The sequence below is a fragment of the Streptomyces sp. NPDC051136 genome, assembly GCF_044455745.1.
Classification (GTDB): domain Bacteria; phylum Actinomycetota; class Actinomycetes; order Streptomycetales; family Streptomycetaceae; genus Streptomyces.
Genome location: NZ_JBITFE010000001.1, coordinates 1,095,968 through 1,112,674, shown reverse-complemented (window position 1 = coordinate 1,112,674; position 16,707 = coordinate 1,095,968). Strand labels below are relative to the sequence as shown.

10 protein-coding genes are annotated in these 16,707 nt (G+C 69.1%); 1 reads left to right on the top strand and 9 read right to left on the bottom strand.

Annotation, left to right across the window (positions count from 1 at the left end; translation table 11 throughout):
• Window positions 1–554: 554 nt before the first annotated feature.
• Window positions 555–1,193: a hypothetical protein gene (locus ACIBCJ_RS04940; RefSeq protein ID WP_365980962.1), complete on the bottom strand. Its 639-nt coding sequence runs from the start codon at window positions 1,191–1,193 to the stop codon at window positions 555–557.
• Between the two features lie 702 nt (window positions 1,194–1,895).
• Here ACIBCJ_RS04940 and ACIBCJ_RS04935 point away from each other — a divergent pair.
• On the top strand, window positions 1,896–2,546 hold the full coding sequence (locus ACIBCJ_RS04935) for a GNAT family N-acetyltransferase (protein WP_365980963.1): 651 nt from the start codon (window positions 1,896–1,898) through the stop codon (window positions 2,544–2,546).
• 787 nt (window positions 2,547–3,333) lie between these two features.
• Here ACIBCJ_RS04935 and ACIBCJ_RS04930 read toward each other — a convergent pair.
• From ACIBCJ_RS04930 to ACIBCJ_RS04895, 8 genes are all read right to left on the bottom strand, one after another.
• Window positions 3,334–4,143, bottom strand: a complete 810-nt coding sequence (locus ACIBCJ_RS04930; RefSeq protein WP_365980964.1) for an ATP-binding protein — start codon at window positions 4,141–4,143, stop codon at window positions 3,334–3,336.
• The gene (locus tag ACIBCJ_RS04925) at window positions 4,140–5,699 is read right to left on the bottom strand and encodes a Mu transposase C-terminal domain-containing protein (RefSeq protein ID WP_365980965.1); all 1,560 of its coding nucleotides are present in this window, start codon (window positions 5,697–5,699) and stop codon (window positions 4,140–4,142) included. The genes ACIBCJ_RS04930 and ACIBCJ_RS04925 overlap by 4 nt, the downstream gene beginning before the upstream one ends.
• 30 nt (window positions 5,700–5,729) lie before the next feature.
• Window positions 5,730–6,374 (bottom strand): type I-E CRISPR-associated protein Cas6/Cse3/CasE, encoded by a 645-nt coding sequence (gene cas6e, locus ACIBCJ_RS04920; RefSeq protein WP_365980966.1) that lies wholly within the window; start codon window positions 6,372–6,374, stop codon window positions 5,730–5,732.
• A complete protein-coding gene (cas5e, locus tag ACIBCJ_RS04915; protein WP_365980967.1) occupies window positions 6,371–7,180 on the bottom strand; it encodes a type I-E CRISPR-associated protein Cas5/CasD in 810 nt (269 codons plus the stop codon). The genes cas6e and cas5e overlap by 4 nt, the downstream gene beginning before the upstream one ends.
• Window positions 7,177–8,340: a type I-E CRISPR-associated protein Cas7/Cse4/CasC gene (gene cas7e, locus ACIBCJ_RS04910; protein ID WP_365980968.1), complete on the bottom strand. Its 1,164-nt coding sequence runs from the start codon at window positions 8,338–8,340 to the stop codon at window positions 7,177–7,179. The genes cas5e and cas7e overlap by 4 nt, the downstream gene beginning before the upstream one ends.
• Window positions 8,341–8,550: 210 nt before the next feature.
• On the bottom strand, window positions 8,551–9,186 hold the full coding sequence (gene casB / locus ACIBCJ_RS04905; RefSeq protein ID WP_365980969.1) for a type I-E CRISPR-associated protein Cse2/CasB: 636 nt from the start codon (window positions 9,184–9,186) through the stop codon (window positions 8,551–8,553).
• On the bottom strand, window positions 9,186–10,727 hold the full coding sequence (gene casA, locus ACIBCJ_RS04900) for a type I-E CRISPR-associated protein Cse1/CasA (RefSeq protein ID WP_365980970.1): 1,542 nt from the start codon (window positions 10,725–10,727) through the stop codon (window positions 9,186–9,188). Before casA ends, casB begins: the two co-directional genes overlap by 1 nt.
• 330 nt (window positions 10,728–11,057) lie before the next feature.
• A complete protein-coding gene (locus ACIBCJ_RS04895; protein ID WP_365980971.1) occupies window positions 11,058–13,925 on the bottom strand; it encodes a CRISPR-associated endonuclease Cas3'' in 2,868 nt (955 codons plus the stop codon).
• Window positions 13,926–16,707: the final 2,782 nt, after the last annotated feature.

Genomic DNA, 16,707 nt, shown 5'->3' with positions numbered 1-16,707 from the left:
GGCAGGGGGGCACCGCTGAGGCGTTCCACTGCCTCGAAGAACTGTCCGATCATGGTGCCGTGGTTGGTGTCGGCGTGAACGTCGGCGTAGGCCCCGCCTGGGGAGGCGGGTGCCTCGTCGGAGCTGTCCGCAGCGCTGGGGGGTGTGGTGGCGTCGGCGGTGGCGGGAAGGATGACGGCCGTCGGCTCACCGGGGGTGGCTGGCTGTGTGTCCGTCGTTGGCTCCTCCCCGCTCGCGTCGTCTCCCTCGCCGGCGCCGGGGGTACTGTCGGTGTCCTCTGTACGCACCGGACTGACTTTCGACCATTCTGCCGTGGTGTGTGCCGGGTACGCCGCGGGATGAGTGGCGGCAGCCGGGTCCGGGGCGGGAGAAGGTGAGGGCACCCGTGTGCTGAAGGTGCCGGAATCCGTCGGGGGCTGTCGTGCGTCCTTCTCGTCCACGGACTGCGGTAGGTCCTCGGCGGGCCCTGCAGGTGAGTCGTCGAAGACGGGCTGGGTCATGCGCTGGGTTCCTCCTCGGGAGAGAGCAGAGGGGAGACAAGCAAGGGCAGTCCGTCAGCTGCGGCCGTCGATGATCGGGGCTTTCATCCCGACGACCCTGCCCCCGGCTTCGACACTTCCGGCCCTGATCGTGCTCGTGGCGGCGCCGAGGATCGCCTGCCCTGCTTCCATGCCGATCACCTCGCCGGTCACGGTGTCGTAGTGCTGGACACTGAGGGGGCCGCTGCTCTGTCGCGTCTCCCCCTGGAAGGTGAACCGCTGGCCGTAAACGTGCTCCAGTCCTTCACGCACCTTTCCGAGCGCCTGCATCAGGTCGGCATCGTGTGCGGTGACCAGGTGGGGGTCCCGGTCGTAGCGTCGCAGTCCGAGTGCCAGGGCCTCCAGCACCGGGGCGTGGTCAGCGAGTTCGTCCTCGTCGATCCTGAGCGGCAGTTGGAGTCTGCCGACCAGTTCCGTGGGAACGTCCGGGGCGTGTTCCGGCTGCTCTGTCCGCGCTGAGCGACGGCGTTCCAGGGCCGTCTGCAGCCGCTGGAACAGGAAGGTGAAGGCCGCTGGCAGTGCACTGCCAGCGATAAGAGAGAGGTCTGCGGCGTCATTCATGGCTTCCCCCCGGAAAGCGACGACCAAGAACTGGAATACGCGTGCTCTTCTTACCTCCGAGACGGTGGCGTCCGCACCGCTTCCAGCACCCATGGCGCGAAAGGGACTCCTAAATAGGCCACTTCCCTGCAGCCCCGAGGCTCTATTCGAACGCTCTTCGAGTTCGTGCGAACGGTGATTGTGAAGTGGTTACTGTGGTTCGCGAGGGGGCGGTGACACATGAGCTGACGTCGTGCCCGATGCCAGGTGTGTACGGTGGCCGGCCTCGCGGTAGACCAGCTCGTCGGGATGGGAGGCGATTCGAGCGGTCCGCCATGCCACGTCGAAGGACAGGGACCACCCGGATTTTCGCATCAAGCGTACTGCTTTCGTACAGGTGATCGGAGAAAGAAGCAGGCGCATGGCCGCCGTGGGATTCACGGACAGAGTGTGGCAGGCGCACCGACTCCACCACTCTGAAGATTCCAGCCATTACCCACTGAGAATGTCAGTCCCAATAGATAACTTGCACACCGTCAGGCACGGCACGGCACAGGTGAATCGGCGTGTGAGAGTTCTGCCGACGTCTTTGGTCCGCCAGATGTCTGGTGGGACCGTCGGTCTGCGGCCTGACAGCCAGGCGGCTTCTACCGCCCGCCTGGTCGGTCTTTGGGTCCAATCGATGCGAGGGGCACGAGGCGCGGCCACGGTCAGCCAGGAGAAGCTCCAAAGCGGGCCACCGCTCCCGTCCTGGCGGCACTTGCATGAACCAGCAGTCGAACACGGCCGCGCCGCGCCCCGTCATAAGGTGCCCCCATGACCGACCAGGCCCGCACCCGCCGCGCCGCAGTTGCTCTCGCAGCCCGAGGAGAGGGGCAAGCGGCAGCAGCCCTGGGCGCACTCGCCCTCCAGGACAGCCCCCTGCCGGCGGACGGTCCCCTTTCTCCCCTGGCCGCAGCCATCGACCACCACGGCGGCTGCGTGCCGCTCCCGTACGGGCAGGGACAGTGCTGGGTCGCCCGGACCGGCGAGGCCGTTTCAGGAATGCTGTACGCCACGCCCCCGATCCGGTGGCTTCAGCAACAACCGTCGCCCCACCGCAACAGCCTGATCCACTCCCTCGTCGAGATCGAACTCCTCGCCGTCGCAGAATCCCACCGCACCCAGGGCGTCGGGACCGTCCTGCTCCAGGAGGCCGAGAACACCGCGCGCGCCAACGGAACCCACCTGGCTCTCGCCAAGATCCGCGTCGGGGCCTTCCCCATCATGCGCTGGTACCGCAGACGCGGGTACACCATCGCAGCACAGAACGAACCCCTCGTCTTCGCCACCCGCCACGGGCTCACCTCCTGCGACGACGGATCCGATGGCTACCAACTCGCTGCGAAAGCACTGCAGCCCGGCACAGCCCTGCGCCGCACAGCCAGAGCCGGCACCCCCCTGATCCTCCTGGAACGCGACACCTGACGCCGGGGCTGCTTCGACACGCCCCGCACTGTTCCCTGGGACAGCTGAATTCGAGCCCGGCCTCGCCGAGGGCGGCGTCAACCAGGACCAGGGTGGACGAGGGCGCGGAGACCATCCCTACGTTGGAAGCCGCCGTGTCCCAGCAACGGCAGATCCCCGGCCTGGTGAGCGGCGAAGTCCTCGCGGCCGCCCTGCTGCACGACCTCGACCCAGGAGAGCGGATTCGGCACGAGCTGCGGTGGTACACGAGTCGGACAGCGCGTCGGATGCAGAGGCATACCGACGCCACGCCACTCAGAAGAAGCCCCGTGCCGTTCGTGAGCAGCACATGATCGTCATCGACGCCGACACCGCCCGGAGCGCGAGCTCCCCCACCCGGCCTGGGGCGCTGTCCTTCACATCGGTTGGCGGGTTCTGCATTGCTCCCCTGCTGTACGTGGCGGGGTAGCCGCTTCCGTCAGCCAGACGTCGTCCTCGTGCTGGCATGGTCAGGCGGAGGTGTCCAAGCGGACCGCACATCCCGCACAACGCCCGGCCCTCTACGAGACGCGCTACGGAAGTCTGCAGCTCACCGAGGAGTGAGCGCAGCTGCGCGCCCGGATCTACGACGAGGTCGACCGCATGTGCCCAGCGCCCCTGGCCTCAGCCGGGCTCCTCTGACGCTCTGCGGGGAGACAGGACATGTACTTCCCGTACATGTGTGGCGGTTCGTGGATCGGCATAGGTGAACCGCGCTCGGCACGGCTCGGGCGGTACGGCGGCCAGTGGCGGCCGAGAGCCAGCGCGGTCACCCGCGTTGCGGAGTGTGGCGAGTGGTGGGATCGATGCGGCTGAGTACCCAGCGGATGAGGTCCTTGCTGAGGGTCAGGCCGGGGTTGTTTTCAAGGGCGTCGTGGAGGAGGAGGGTGATTCGTGCCCAGTTCCTGAATGATCCGTGGCCTGCCATGTCGTCGGTGTAGAGGATCAGTTCGGGCTGCGCGTCGGCCCAGATGCGCTGGTAGGCGGGGATGACGGCCTGGACTTCGGTGGGGGTGAGGGGGCTGAACTGGTACCAGTCGAGGATGCGGGAGTGCAGGGCGGGGTTGTTGAGGATCTTCTGCCGGGCGTTGCCGCTGCCGACGAGGATGATGGGGGCGCGGCGTGCGTCGTCGCCCCACAGGGTGCGGAAGTACTCCAGGGCTTTGGTTCCGAGGCCTTGTACTTCGTCGATGAGCAGGACGCGTGGTTCTGCTTCGAGTGCGTCGTGGATCTGCTGGTCGCAGGGGCCGACGGATTGCGGGGGTGGTCCGGGAAGGTCGAGGCGGCGCCATAGTTGGGTGCGGATTTCGTTCATGTTGGCGCCGTTGTTGTAGCGCAGCCGTACGGTGGTTTCGGGGGCGTGGCGGCGTAGGACGGTGTGGACGGCGAAGGTTTTGCCGAGGCCGACGTGTCCGTGGATGCAGACCAGGGCGTTGTGCTTGATGGCTTTGAGGATGCGGGTTTCGGTTTCGGCTACGGCTTTGGTGGCCATGGCGTTGGCTCCGGTGAGGCCGAGGTAGTGGTCCTGGCTGGGTGGTGGGAGCTGGCTGGGGCGGGGCGAGGTGGCGGGGGCGCTCACGGCTGGTCCTCGGGTGGTGTGGGCGGGGTGGATGGCGGTGTGGTGCGGGGGTCGAGTGGCCGGGTCAGTGCGGCGTCGGGTTCGGGCAGTTTGATGAGGTCGGGCAGGGCTTCTGCGGCCGGGGTGAAGCCGTCGAGGGTTCGCAGGTGCTCGAGGGCTTCTTCTTCGGGCATCGTGTCCAGGGGGACGGGTGGGGCGGGGCGGGTTGCGGCGGCGTAGCGTTCGTTGCGGTTCTTCTCGGCTCTTTTCAGTTGGGCGCGCAGACGGTCGGCCTCGCGGCGCCGGGCTTGTTTGAGGCTGAGGGCCTGTTCCGGGGTGGCTTGTGCGGTCATGGTGGCGGGGCCGAGGTGGCGGCCGGTGTGGGGGTCGTAGAGCTCGACGCGGTGGTCGTGGTGCGGGAGGTAGCGCAGGTCGACTTTCTCGCCGACGCGTCCGTGCATCCAGTCGGCGATGTAGTTGCGGTTGCGCCAGCGGACGCCGCTGTTGTTGATGGTCAGGGGTTTGCCGTGGCGTTCGAGGGTGTAGGTGTGGAGGTCTTCGGCCCTGACGGTGTCGATGAGTGCGGGGTCGGCGTCCCAGGCCTGGCGGGGAGTCCGGCCGTCCAGGCTTTTGAGGGTGTTCTCGTGGTTCCAGTGGTGGACCCAGGTAAGGACGTGTTCGACGAACGCTTCGAAGTGGAGCAGTGGCTGGTCGGGGTCGACGGATTTGCCGCCGCGGAGGGTGGGGGCGTGGGTGTAGCCGGGCATGCCGGCGAACAGGGTCTTCTTGATGGCTCCGTTGACGGCTTCGACGTTGCCTTTGCCTTCGGGGGTGAAGGGTGGCAGGGCGATGATTTCGGTTCCCAGGACGCCGAGTGCTTCGGTAACCGTGGCGCACAGGAACTCTTTGCCGCCGTCGACGCGCAGGTAGGTGGGGACGCCGCCGAACGGGCCGTGATGTTCGTCGATGAGGATGGCGTCGCGGATGGCGACGAGGACGCCTTCGCGGCTGGGGCGTTGTGGGCTGATGGCGAGGCCGCAGATGGCCGAGGTGGCGCAGTCGACGAAGAAGGTGATCCAGGGTTTGCGGATGTGGCCTTCGACGCGGACTTTGACGCTGGCTTCTACGTGGTCGGTTTCCCAGGCGTAGTTGCGGTGGTGGCGTTCGCGTTCACCGGCGACGTCGAAGCGCCGGCGGGCTTTCTCGCCGGCGCGGAGGCCGGCCCGCATGCCGGGGGTGAGGGCTTTGTTCGTGGCGCGGTGGAAGGTGGCCAGCGAGGGCACGGGGTGGCCTTCAGCTTGTAGTTCTTTCCATGCGGCGGTGGCGTTGCCGCGCCAGCGGGTCACCGCGTCGAGCATGTGCGGGGTGAGGACGAAGGTGGTGCGGCTGGGGGGCTGGTAGGTGCCGTTGTTGGCTCGGGCGTTGGCGAGCCAGCGGTCGACGGTGCGGGGATCGACGCCGAATGCGTCGGCGACGCCGGCGATCCGGGCGCGGGTGAGCCGCTCCGACTGCTCGAGGGTGTAGAGGCGGTGGATGGCGGCGGCGCGCAGGGCTTGGTGGTCGGGCGGGTGTGGCATCTGGAGGGTGCGCCTTCTGGTCTGGGAAGGTCAGGCGGGGGCGAGGGAGAGGAGGCCGGCTCCGTAGCTTTTGGCCCGGCCGATGCCGTGCTTCAGGGCGTCGGTGAGGGGGGTGGTGTCGGTGATGCGGGCGAGGCCGTCGAACTGGGTGAGTGTGAAGTAGGGGGCCGAGCGCGTCACGCGGGTGCGGGGGAAGGGGCGTGGGAGGGAGGTGATGGTGACGGGTTCGAGTCCGGCGGCGGTGGCGCGGCGCTGCCACCAGGCGAGGGCGTCGTCGCCGGTGAGGTGGGTGATCTTGCCGCGGCGTTTCCCGGTGACGGGGTGGGGGGTGGGGTTGCCTGCGGAGCGGGCGACGGTGGGTGCGGCGGTGATGCGGTAGCGCATCGTGCGGCCGGGGGTGAGGGAGTTCAGCAGGGGGGTGAGGTCGAGGGTGCGGGCGGTGCCGTAGTGGGTGGGCAGGGCGGTGAGGTCGGGCGGGTTGGCAGTTTGGACGAGGAGGACGGGGTCGGGTCCGGGTTCGGTGCGGAACAGGAGGCCTGCCCTGGCTCGGGGGGTGGGGCCGATGTGGTCGGGGATCAGGCGCATGAGGGTCTTGTGGAGGCTGTCGACGTCGGCGAGGTCTGCTCTGACCGCGGGATGGCGGGGGTCGAGGATGAGGCGGGAGAGGCTGGTCACGCGGGTGCTCCGTGCTTGTACGTTGTGAGGGCGTGGATGGGTCGGGGTCCTGTGTAGAGGTGGGCGGGCAGGGCTTCGGTGGTCATCCACAGGGGGCGTGGCAGGTGGCGCCGGGCGTGGCTGGTGAGGTTGACGGGTTCGCTGGTGCTTTCCCGGTCGGGCGGTGTGGCGGGGTCGGTTCCGGGGGGCGGGTGTTCCCAGACGAAGGTGGTGGGCAGGTGGGTGTCGGCGGGGCCGGGCGGCCGGCTGCGGGTGAGGGGGACGCGGGTGCGGAGTTCCTGGACGGGGTTGGGGCTGGCGGGGTTGAGGACGAGGGGTTCGTCGGGAAGGCAGGCGCGTCGGCCGAGGAACAGTCCGAAGCGGGGCCGCTCGAGGGTTTCGGCGATGTGGCCGATGAGGAGGGCGGGGCCGGTGACGGCGACGGTGAAGACGGCGTCGGTGAGGTAGTCGCGGTGGGAGACGAGGGTGGCGGCGGTGACCTTTCGCCGGGTGCCTTCGCCGGTGTGAAGGCCCTGCTCTCGGGGGCGGCCGCCGCCGACGGTGTGGTAGTCGCGGTAGGGGGTGCCGGGCTGGTCGATGCGGAGGGTGAGGGTCAGGTCGCGGTGGCTGGGGGCGGTGGGGTCACCGGGTGCCTTCAGGTGGGGGTAGGGGTCGAGGGCGTGCTCTCGGGGGCGGCCCTGGGCGGCGGCGAACATGCCGATGAGTGAGGAGCGGGTGGGGAAGGCGCAGGTGTCGCGGTAGTGGAAGACGCCGCGTTCGCCTGAGGACTGCAGCAGGCCTGCCAGGCGCAGGATCAGGCCGGTCACGGCCGGCCCGCGGGGGTGAGATCGGCGGTCGCGGCGGCGGCGCAGGCGGCGGCGAGGTCGTCGAAGGATGTGTGGCGGGCGCCAAGGTCCTTGACGGGCTTGGCCGGGGTGCCCGTGTGTCCGTGGGCGACGAGGTGGCGGGTGCCGAGCAGGCGGCTCATGGTGGCGGCGTAGTCGGCGAGCGCCTGGCGGGCGGGGGCGGTGTAGCCGCCCTGGGCGGGGGCGGTGACGGGCTGTTCGAAGGCGGCGCCGTAGGAGACGGAGCGGCGGTCGCGGACGGCGTAGTGGACGAGGTCGGGCACGGTGTGCGGTGCGGTGGCGGTCTTCTTGCCGCTGGGCATGCTGAGGATGAAGTGCTGGACGAAGAGTTCGACGAGATCCTTGACCGTGCCGGCGGTAGCGCCGGATCCGAGGTTCGCGCGGAGGTCGGTGATGTTGATGGTGGCGAAACGGTAGAAGAGGCTGGTGGTCAGGAAGGCAGTCTGGAGGTGGGCGCTGCCGGAGTCCCCGTCCTGGGGGAGGTCTTCGACTGCGGTGAAGAAGTCGGGCTGCGGGTCGCTTTGGTGCACGGAGAAGGCGGGGGCCATCTGCACGGCTGCTTCGACGTGGCCGGCGGGGATTTCGGCGAGCATCCGGCCGAACAGGTTGATGCTCGCGGTGCGGCGGGTCAGGTGCGCGGCGAGGTCTTTGGCGGGCAGGACCGGTGCGATCTGCTTCTTGGGCCTGTGGGCGGCGAGTGCTTCTTCGAGTGCGGTGCGGTGCTTTTCGCACAGGGCGACGAGGTCGTCGATGACGTCCTTGGGGAGGTAGAGCATGGCCTGGGTGCGGTAGCCCTCCTGGTCGTTGTGCTGCAGGCCGTCCTTCTTGGCCGAGTGGACGATCTGGGCCGCCGCGAACGCGGCGAGGTCGTCGGGCCACTGGGCTTCCTGCAGTTTCCGGGCGACGAGGGGCGGCACCATGCGGGTGCGGGCGGCGTGCTCGCCCAGGTCCTGCTCGACGTTGAGGCGGATGGGCCGCTTCCACGCCTGGGGGGAGACGAAGGCCCGGGTCGTGTTCCCGTAAGAGATGGTCTTGGGGTCGTTGTCGGCGTCGCGGTTCAGGTTCGCCGCAGTCACGGGCTGCAGGATGTGCAGGTCGAGGAAGCGTGCGGGGGTGTGCATGAAGGGGCTCTTTCGCGGTGGGGCGGCGGGCATGCCGCTGGTGCAGCCCACGGGACGGGGCTGCCGGAACAAGAGGGACGAGGGGGGCCGGCGCCGTACTGGTGGCCGGCCAGTCGTGCGCCGTGGCGCCGGTGTGGGGTTTGGCGGGCGCCGGGGACCTCGGCAGGCCCTGGAGGGGCTGGCCGGAGCCGGCTGCTGCCTCTTCGTGCTTCAGGTGCGTTGGGGTTCGGGAGTGGCGAGGTAGAAAGCGTCGCGCCAGCGCAGTCCGACCTTGTCACGGCGGTAGGGGCGTTGCACCAGGTCGTTCAGGAGGACTGCCCAGTCGGGGGTGATGCCGTCCTGCAGCAGCCGTGTGACGGGTGCGGGCAGTCGGCGGTGGAGCTGGTCGTCGCTGAGGCGGGTCAGGACATGGAGGAGGCTCTCGGTGCGCTCGGCTCCGTGGCCTGCCCGGCGTACGGCGGTGGCGAGGGTGGCGCCGAGGTTCGGCCGGGCGTACCAGGCGGCCGGGTCCGGCTTTGGTGGTGAGGCGGGTTCGACGGGGGCGACGAGCAGGCCGTCGGGGCCGTCCTCGGGGTTGAGGAGGCCGGCGTCGGGGTTGGGGCGGACGCCGGGGGTGTGGGACTGGGGTCCGGCCATCGCGATGAGGCTTGCGACGGTGTAGTAGGCGCGGCGTCCTTGGCGGTGCGCGGTGCGCCGGGCCAGGTAGCGGTCCATGGGGGCGCATTCCTCGACGGGGCGGCCTCTCCCCCGGCTGAGGCGGACGCGGACGCCGGGTTCGGCGCACAGGAGGTGGATGTGGGCGACGAATGCGTCGCAGGAGGCATGGTGTTCGGCTGCGGTGGGCATCAGGCGGCTTTCCGGGGTGGGACGGGCTGGCGGTAGAGGTCCCGGACGGCGTGGGCGACGGCGTGGGCCGCGGAGGTGTGGCGGGCCCGGGCGGCTTCGGTGATCTCGCGCAGGGCGGCCGCGGCTGCGTCGGCGAAGGCGGTGGCGGCTGCGGTGTCGGGTTCCTCCAGGAGCCGCCAGAACGCTGTCTCGGCCTTCGGCCAGTACCGGGTCAGTGCTCTGTTCGCCCAGGGGGGTTGAGTGGTGCGGCTGTGGGTGGCGGTGTCCCAGGCGTGTTTGGCGACGGTCGCCAGCTGCTGTGCGGTCTGTTCGGCTTGTCGGCAGAACTCGGCGATGCGCTGGGCTTTGACCGGGTCGTGTTCCTGCGTCCAGTTCAGCAGAGGCGGTGTGATGGCGGTGTACCACTGCCGGTCTGTGGCTTTGCCGTCCTGGTCGAATCCGTGGACGCGGATGCGCAGGCTGCGTCGCACAGGTTCGGGGAGGTCGTTGAGGGTGTCGAAGATGGCCGGCCGGGTGTGTGTGCCGTGTTCGTCCGGGGCCAGGAGCAGTGTCTCGAGGTCACGCCACCACGCGCGGGACGCGTCGGCGCGGTAGAGGGTGCGGCGCTGGGCGACGTTCTTGCGTTCGGGGATGATGCGGTAGGCGAGGTAGGGGTCGGTGCTGATGGGCTTGGGATCCTGGGTAGCCCAGGTGACGTAGGCGTCGGTGACAGTGGTGCCGTCGTCGCCGGGCACGAGCAGGATCGCGTGCCGGCTCAGACCGGTCAGCTGCTGGCCCGGCCAGGTCACCAAGGGGTGGTGTGTGGCGTGAGGGCCGGGTGGCGCGGCCTCTTCCCAGGGACAGGCGTCCGCGTCTGGCGGCTGGTCGTCACCGGTGAAGGCGGGCACACCGGCCAGGAGCGTCTCGTGCAGGGTGCGGCCCAGCGGGTGGAAGGACACGCTGGAGCGCAGGGGTCCGCTGGTCTGCTTGCCGCTGGTGGTGCCCTCGAGGGTGCGGGGGGTGCCGGTGCCGGCACGCCCGTAGTAGTGGTGGATGAGCAGGATGTGCAGGGCTTCGGCGGTGGGAACGGGCTCGGCGGTGTGGTGGCCGTGCGGGCTGAACCAGGCAAAGTTGTGGCCGGCGGGCCGCCCTGGCACGAAGGCGTTGATGCCGGTGCTGTGGTCGCACTCGGTGCGCAGTGAGGGGGTCTGCAGCCAGGGCCGCACGGGGTCGAAGACGTCCCAGCCGTGCTGGTCGAAGTAGGTGTGGACGGCGTCCGGGTCGAAGCGGCCCTCGGCCAGGCGGCTGCGGCGAAGCGTGTTCCACTGGGAGGCGGTGAGTTCGGGGTCGTCGAGACCGGTGATGCGGGCCGTGATGACGGCCGCGATCCGCAGGAGGGCTGACGCCGCCGGGGGCTGAGGCAGAGCGAGATCGTCGATGCGGTGGGCGTCCAGGAACAGGGATCGCAGGCCCACTTGGTCGTACTGGCCGCCGGTGCGGACGTCGATCCAGGGGTGGTCGGCCGCGCTGAACGAGGTGGTGGGCGGAGGTAACGCAGACAAGAGCGTGTCTTTCGAAAAAGGGGGCCGAAGCGGAAGGTGCGGCGAATGCCTGGGGCGATGGGATGTGCCGGGGCCAGGGCGGTGTTTTGGGCCGGTGGTTGGGTCCGGCTGGGCATGCGCAGCCGCACGTGCCGCGCGTAGGCACGGCTGGGCAAGGAGTCGTCACCGCGCCCTTGTGGGGCGAGGGGAAGGATGCGCGAGGTGCGGTCGAGGGTTCGACGGCTCGCGGGTACAGCGAATCATGCCGCTGCCGTCTCTCACGACCAGTGAGAAAGTACGACGATCAAGTAATGGCGTAATGCTTTTGGCGCTGGGCTTCACGCATCGTGATTACTGCTGTTTGCGGTGTTGGAGGCCGAGTTCTTCGTCCATGCGGAGCCAGTGCTGGCCGAATTGATGTTCACTCTCAAGGGTTACGGAGTCGGTGGGCAGCAGCACGATGTCGGCGAGCAGGGGGTGCTGCTTCCAGCTGGCGGGCGGCTGGTGCCGGGCGGAAGCGCGGGCGACCCAGGCGGCCGGGACGGGCAGTGAGTGTTCGAGGATGCTGCGCAGGTGGCGCGGGCCGAGGTGTTCTGGGTCCGGGAGTGGAAGCAGGCCTGCTGCGTCGAGCGTCAGCGTGCCCTCGGCACTTCGGTAACAGGGCAGCAGCCGGCGGGGCAGGACACCTGGCCGGGTGGCGGCCTGGGCGGTGGTGAGGTGCTGGCGGTGCAGGTCGGCCAGGGAAGAGACCCGTTTGGGCGGGGGTACCAGGTGGACTGCGCTGAGCTGCTCCTGGCGGCTGGTGCGGGCCTGGTGGGCTGCGGCCATCTGTTGCAGGCGCGTCGTCTGGGCTGCGAAACCGGAGGTGACGCCGTGGACCTGTTCGACGTGAGCCTGGACGTCGTCGGGGACGACGAGCGGTTGTTTCTCCAGGGCCGGCAGGAGCCGGGCGGTTTCATGGAGGGCGACAGCGGGCTCGACCGTGTCCCAGCCGGGCGGCAGGGCGGTCGCGCCACGGGAGTTGACCGGGTGCAGCACCGTCAGCGTCGGACTGTTCTCCCCGTCCCACCAGACGGGCCGACGCCCCTGTCCGGTCCACAGGCGTGTGAAGCGGCCCAGACGGCCCAGACGCTGCAGCAGGCGTGCCACAGAGGCGAGGTCGCTGACCATCAGGTCGACGTCGATGTCCAGGCTCACGTCGAGGAGACTGGTGGTGACGAAGACGCGCCGGGCCGGGCGCGGGCCCGTCGGCCCCAGCCGGTGGCGGAGGTCTCCCAGTGTGCTCTGCCGTCGCCGCCCCCTCACCCGGGCATGGACGAGGACCAGGTCGTCAGGCGGGCCGCTCCAGATGCGGCGCAGGTACTGGTAGGTGTCCTGCGCGTCGCCGACCGTCGCGCACACCACGGCCGCGCACCCGCCGTGGCGGATGACCCGCTGGAGCACGTCGGCGATCACCGCCAGGCGCTCCCCCGCTTCGACCGTACGGCCTGCCGGCCCGAGGGGCCGGTAGGTGACCGGGCGGACGTGGATGCGTGCGCTCCTGCGCTGGGCGGCCCGCTGCTCGTCCTGGGCCTGCTCGGGCATGCGGTGGACGGCGGCGGTCGCCGCATCCGCGAACAGCCACCCGGGGTAGCCGGAGGCGAACGAGGCACCGTGCAGACCGGTACGGCCGGCGCCCGACAGGTAGGCCCGCACCAGGTCGGTGGCGGTCGATGCGGGCATCGTCGCCGACAGCAGGACGACCGGGCAGTTCAGGGCTCCCAGCCACTGCAGCAGGCGCAGCAGCTGGAGCTGGCTGAACGGGTCCAGTGCGTGGGCTTCGTCGACCACGACGGTCTTGCCCGACAGGGCCAGCATGCGCAGCGCACTGTGGCGGACGGGCAGGACGGCCATCTGCGCCTGGTCGGTGGTGGAGACGGTGTACTGGGCCAGCAGCGCGTTGTCCCGTCCGCGCAGCCACCGGTCGGGCCCCGCGGCGTCCGGACCGTACTCGCTCTCGTCGTCGGCAGGGGGTTCGTCCTGGTCGTCGGTGAACGGGTCGTCGGGCGGCCCGTCCACGACGGTGGAGTCCGCCGGGGACAGGCGGCGGCCGGTGTATGCCTCGTTGAGGTCGCTGTGGTGGTGCACCAGCGTCACCGGCGCGTACTCGGGCTGGTGGGCGCGCACGTACTGGTCCAGGACTTCGTAGGCCTGGTCGGCGGCGGCCGTCGCCGGCAGCAGCCACGTCACGCCCTGGGTACCGCAGTGCTCGTTGAAGATCCGCGCCATCTCCAGCGCGGCCACGCTCTTGCCCGTGCCCATCGCGTCCGTGACGACCGCGATGCCGCTCCCCCGCTCGGCGACCAGGCGCGGCAATTCCTCCATCACGGAACACTGCAGAGCGTTGGGTTCCTCCAGTCCCGGGTGCGCGGTGGTGAACGGGATCCGGTCCAGTGCGAAGCGTGCGAGGCCGAGCCGCTCGACTTCTTCCTCGGCCTGCCGGCGGGCGCGGGTGTAATGCTCGGCGGCGCCGAAGGACGGCGTGTCCGCGTTGGGCACCCAGTACCGGCGCTGGCTCGCAACCCGGTCGGCAACCATCGTCAGTCCCGTGATCAGCACGGCCGCCTCCACCGACAGCCGCTCCGGAGCCTCATCGACGCCGAACAGGTGCCACAGCAGCCGGGCGTAGCGGCGACGCAGATCCTGCCACACGGGCCCGCCCAACGTGGCCTCCACCCGCCGGGCGGACGCCGCCCCGTCCACGTCGAGCTGCAGGAACCGGCCATGATGCCCGCCCAGACACTGCGCTGCACGTACGGCGGGACTGTCGTTACCGCCAACGGCGAATCCCAGTTCGCTCAGCAGCTGCAGCCCCACATGCATCGACGCACGCGCGTGCGGCACATACACCACCGGGCCCGTGTCTGCCAGCAGGTCCTCCCCCAGCCGCACATACGCCGCAGGCTCGAGAGCCTGGAAATACGGGATCAGCTTCCCGATGTCGTGCATGGCAGCCAGGAAACACACCACCGAACGCGCCTGCTCCTGCGGCATGTTGAGGCATGCGCTGACGACCCGACGCTGGCTCGGGGTCACAAACCGGTCCCACAGCACCCCGGCCACCGCCCCCACATCGATCAGGTGGAACAGCAGCGAGTACACCCTCAGCGTCGTGCGGTCGAACTTCCCCCACGGACGACGGTCAACACCGTCGTACCGGGCATCCTCAACAACTCCCATCCCCCAACGCTGCCACCCTGTGCTGCTCACGAGACCACGAACGCCAGAAAGCAGAGATTGCTGCCGTGCATCCAGTCCCGTGTGCCATCATCTCCCAGCCAGTCAGAAGCAAATGACAGGCATACCATGCCAGAACGGCCGGGCCGGAGAGGGCAGCGCCCGCGCGAGCGGGAGTGACCCGCCGCTGCTCGCGGTGGCCCACAGCGCCGACCAGCAGCGCCCGCGCGAGCGGGGGGACTCGGCGACGTACTCCAGTGCGTTTCCACAATGGGGTGGAGCCTGCGTGAGCGGAGTTGAATTGGCCTTCCGTGGCTGCAGACTTTAAACGTAAGTAGTACAGTCCGTACGTATCAGAGTTGCTCAGCCAGCGACTCATAAACCAGGCCAGTGCAGTCCGCGGAAACGTGAATGACTCGACGACCGCGTCCCGGCCCACGATTCGCCACCGGTAGCGCCCGCGCGAGCGGGGATGACTCGACGGGCACGATGATCCGCGCGGCCTTGGTGAAGTAGCGTCTGCGCGAGCGGGAGTGACTCGGCAGGTTTCGGGTCGGTGACGTCGATGATCAGGTAGCGCCCGCGTGAGCGGGAGCGACACGACCATCAGTAAGAAGACGAACAAGCAGAAGACGCAGCGTCCGCACGAGCGGCGGCACCCCGGGGCGCCATCGGGTTGCCACTCTCCCGGAACGGACGGCGGACACCGCGGCCGGACACATACATGCGGCAGCCCCTACCGTGGCCTGGAGATCGCTCGCCTGCGTCACGGAAGAGCGGAACGCCCGCGCGAGCGGGAGCACCGCGTCCAGCGTCTTTGCCGCGTTGGCCGTGGGAAACCTCGTGATCTATCCGGCCGCGAGGCGGCGGGCTGTCGCTTCCGGGGGCCAGCAACAAGGTCATCGGCTGGCTGGCGACTTCTGCAGTATGCCTGGAAGCAGTACGAGATCGTCGGTCGCATCACCATTCCTCTACCCAGACCCAAGTAAAAGACGGGCAAATGCGCTAGGTTGCCCAGGTCAGAGAGGGTGACGCCCGCGCGAGCGGGGATGACTCGCCCGGCCAGCTGATCTGCACCGCCGGATGCCAGTGACGCCCGCGCGAGCGGGGATGACTCCCGGCTCTCGCTCAACACCCGTTTCGATACGCCGTAACGCCCGCGCAAGCGGGAGTGACTCGACTTTGCCTCGGTCGACGACGAGTGTCTTGGGCGTGGAGCCCACGCGAGCGGGAGTGACTCGAGGGTGGCGAACCGGATCGGACGGAGCCCGAAGTAGCGCCTGCGCGAGTAGGAGTGACTCGGCCCGGGAGGTGAGCATGTTGTCCGCCGTCTCGTGCCGCCTGCAGGAGCGGGAGTGACCCAACGCTGGTGTCGATCCGGGTGGCCAACGGCCTGAAGAACCCGCGCGTTTGGACGATGAGGTAAGCCAGCGATAGCGGGGATGATCCAGACTTCCTGTCCAGGACGGTGACCGCAGCGTTGCCGAGCCCGTTGAGCGGGGGGGGGCAGGCGACTTCCGAAGCACGCCCCGGAGGCAGTACGAGGTCTTCGGTCGCATCATCCTTCCCCTACCCAACCCATGCAGAATGCAAGCAAAATACGCTAGAGTGCCCAGGCCAGAGAGGGTAACGCCTGCGCGAGCGGGGATGACTCGCCGTCCTGGCTGCTATGGATGATCACGTAGTGGAACGCCCGCACGAGCGGGGATGACCCGCGTCCGTCGTCAGTGGTGCCGATCGCTGCGATGTGGAGCCCGCGCGAGCGGAAGTGACTCGTACGCGTACCTACTGAACGGGCTGAACACCAGGTTGTGCCTGCGTGAGCGGGGGTGACTCCCCTGGAGCTTTTGGCTGGCAGGGCCTGGTCCGGGCGTCCCGGCGCTCGTGGACGTAGCGCCCGCGCGAGCGGGAGCAACTCGGTTCTCTGTTCCTTTGTGTTCAACGCAGGGATTCTGGCACACGCCGGGCTGTAGTGATCTCAGAGGTCGAGTCCGCTGGCAACACCGGCGCCGTGAAGCCTGCGCGAGCAGGAATGCTCCGACCGCGCTGACCGAACGACCCCGCACGTTTCTGCACAGCCTGCGCGAGCGGGAGTGACCCGACGCTGACGACCATCGCCTTGCACTTCCATCGGCGGAGCCCGGACAAGCAGGAATGACTCGATCACTGTGTTCTGCAGATGTACCATCGGAAGCCCGCGCGAGCGGGAGTAACCCGGCGCATAAACCCTGACCGGCCACGGAGCGGGGGTGACTCTCTCCACTGCGGCTCAACGGTGGATACCTGCCCGCAAGTCCGCGTGAGCGGGAGTGATTCGACGATGTCCGGGCGGGCATGGATCGTTCAGTAGAGCACGCGTGAGCGGGAGTGGCTCCAGCGGTCTCGTCTCGCTCTCATTACGCCCGCGCAAGCGGGAGTGACGCGGTCATGACGGTGCGCAGGTTTCACGGCGCCGCGTTACGCACGAGTGGGAGTGACCCGACCGCCCTGGTCGAACGGCCACGCGTTTCTCCAGAGGCCCTTCGACCGGGAGCCATGCCTATCACCACTCGGCCCGGTGAGATGTAACGCCCGTGTGAGCGGGGGTGATACGGCCTCGGCCTCCTTCACCATGTGGTGGAATACTTGGTGTCCGCACAAGCGGGAATGACTCGCGCCGCAGCTCATCCTCCTGCTTACGCAGAACGTAGTGCCCGCGCGAGCGGGGGTGACTCGGTGCCGCTGGAGCCAGGCTCCGCTTACATCCAGTAGTGCCAGCGCGAGGGGCCCCCTCGCGCCCCTGGTA